Below are 2,199 nucleotides of genomic sequence, written 5' to 3'. Positions count from 1 at the left end.
CCGGCCGGGCCCACGTGCCGAGCGATCCCGGACCACCTCCGCTGCGCGAGGTCCTCGCCGGACCGCGCGCCCACCGGGCGCGGGTGGCTCCGTAGCATCGGCCCGTGACGGCAGCGCTGGTGACGACGGTGAGCGCCCTCGCGCTGCTGGTGGCGGCGTGGACGGGCCTCACCGCCGCCCGCGACCGCCGGGTGGGCCGGGCGCACCTGGTGGGCCTGGCCGTCGTGGAGGCCGTGCTGCTCGTCCTCGTCGTCGTGCTGGCCGCCGACGCCCTCGACGGCACCCGCCCCGTGGAGCTGGTGACGTCGCTGGCCTACCTCGCGCTCTCCCCGTTCGTGCTGCCCGCGGCGGCGCTGTGGTCGCTGGCCGACCGCTCCCGCTACAGCACGCTCGTGCTCACCGTGGCCTGCCTGGGGCTGGCCGTCGTCGCCTACCGGATGCTGCTGCTGTGGCAGGTGCAGCGGTGAGCGCCCGCCGGGACGACGGGGAGCGCCGCGCGGAGGACCGCCGCGGCCTGGGGCGGGTGCTCGTCGCGCTGTACGCCCTCTTCGCGGTGGCGGCGACCTCGCGGGCGGCGGTGCAGATCGGCACCCGCTTCGGCGAGGCGCCGCTGGCCTACGCCCTGTCCGCGCTGGCCGCGCTCGTCTACGTCGTCGCCACCCTCGGCCTGGCCCGGCGCGGGCCCCGCTGGCGGGCCGCGGCGTGGGCGGCGTGCAGCGTCGAGCTGACCGGGGTGCTCGTCGTGGGCACCCTGAGCCTGGCCGACGCGGCGGCCTTCCCCGACGCCACGGTGTGGTCCGGCTACGGCGAGGGCTACCTGTTCGTGCCGCTCGTGCTGCCGGTGCTCGGGCTGCTGTGGCTGCGGCGGGAGCGCGCGGCGGGCTGAGCGGCCTCCTCACCGCCGCGGTGGCGGTCCCGTCGAGCCCCGGACCACCAGGTGCGGGGCCACCAGCACCGTCCGGCCGGGCCCGCGCCCGCCGCCGAGGCGTTCCAGCAGCAGCGCCGCCGCCCGCCGCCCCACCTCCGGGCCGGCCCCGTCGACGCTGGTCAGCGACAGCGGCCGCAGCCGGGCCAGCGAGGAGTTGTCGTAGCCGACGACGGACAGGTCCTCGGGCACCCGCAGGCCGGCCTCCTGCGCGGCGGCCAGCACGCCGACGGCGGCCAGGTCGTTGACGGCGACCACCGCGGTGGGCCGGGACCCGCCCGCCAGCAGGGCCGCGGCGGCGCGGTGGCCGCCCGCCTCGTCCAGGCCCCCGGCGGCCACGACCGGTTCCAGCCCGGCCTCGCGCAGCCGCCCCTCGAAGGCCGCCCGCCGCACGTCCGCGACCGCACCGGTGCCCGCGACGTGCGCGATCCGACGGTGGCCGAGCGCGAGCAGGTGCTCCACCGCCAGGTGCGCGCCCCGCTCGCCGTCGTCGGCCACGACGTCCACCCCGGCGGGCACGGGTTCGCGGGCGCCGGCGACCACGAGGGGCGGTGCGGCCTCGACACCTGCACAGGCGGCGAGCAGCGGGTCGACGGTCAGGCCGGGCACGGTGCCGGCGACGAGCAGGCCGTCGACGCGCAGCCCGACCAGGGTGCGCAGCAGGTCCGGCTCGGTGCGGGCGTCGCCGAGCACGGGCCGCAGACCGTGCTCGCGCAGCACCGGCCGCGTCCCGTCGAGCAGGTCGGCGGACCAGGGGTTGCGCAGGTCGTCGAGGAGGACGCCGACGGTGCGGGTGCGGCGCTCGGCGAGGCTGCGGGCCACCGGGTCGGGGGACCAGCCGAGCTCGGACATCGCGCGCAGCACCGCCCGGCGCCGTTCCTCGCCGACCTTCGGCGAGCCCTGCAGCACGAGGGAGACGAGGGACTTGGAGACGCCGGCGCGCTCGGCGACGCTGCGGATGGTGGGCGGCCGGTCCGGGCCTGCCGGTGCGGGCACGGGCCCTCCCGTCGGGTCGGCGTCGCTGCGTCCCGCCGACCGTAGCGCCCCGGCGCTGGGGTGGCCGGGGTGGCGGCCGAACCGTGATCGCTGCGGTGCCGGATCCGAGACCGGTGCGCGGGACGATGCCGGCAGCGCGCGCCGGTCGCGACGGGGCGGCCGCCGCCCGCGGAGGAGGTCACGGTGGACGAGGGGGGAGCGGGCCGGCGGGCCCGCCGGACGAGCGGGGCGCGGCGCGGCCGCGCGAGGGTGCTGGCCGGGCTGGGAGCCGGCGTGCT

Annotated in this window: 3 protein-coding genes; 2 read left to right on the top strand and 1 reads right to left on the bottom strand. The window is 79.6% G+C overall.

Going from position 1 to position 2,199, the window contains the following annotated elements; all coding sequences use genetic code 11:
- Positions 1–104: 104 nt before the first annotated feature.
- Both ABEB16_RS19645 and ABEB16_RS19640 read left to right on the top strand, forming a co-directional pair.
- The gene (locus tag ABEB16_RS19645) at positions 105–467 is read left to right on the top strand and encodes a hypothetical protein (RefSeq protein ID WP_345713891.1); all 363 of its coding nucleotides are present in this window, start codon (positions 105–107) and stop codon (positions 465–467) included.
- Positions 464–886 (top strand): hypothetical protein, encoded by a 423-nt coding sequence (locus ABEB16_RS19640; protein ID WP_345713890.1) that lies wholly within the window; start codon positions 464–466, stop codon positions 884–886. Before ABEB16_RS19645 ends, ABEB16_RS19640 begins: the two co-directional genes overlap by 4 nt.
- Positions 887–895: 9 nt before the next feature.
- Here the strand turns inward: ABEB16_RS19640 and ABEB16_RS19635 are convergent, their stop codons facing one another.
- The gene (locus ABEB16_RS19635) at positions 896–1,921 is read right to left on the bottom strand and encodes a LacI family DNA-binding transcriptional regulator (RefSeq protein WP_345713889.1); all 1,026 of its coding nucleotides are present in this window, start codon (positions 1,919–1,921) and stop codon (positions 896–898) included.
- Positions 1,922–2,199: the final 278 nt, after the last annotated feature.

Source organism: Kineococcus glutinatus (assembly GCF_039542765.1).
GTDB lineage: Bacteria > Actinomycetota > Actinomycetes > Actinomycetales > Kineococcaceae > Kineococcus_A > Kineococcus_A glutinatus.
This window is presented reverse-complemented; position numbering and strand designations above follow the sequence as displayed.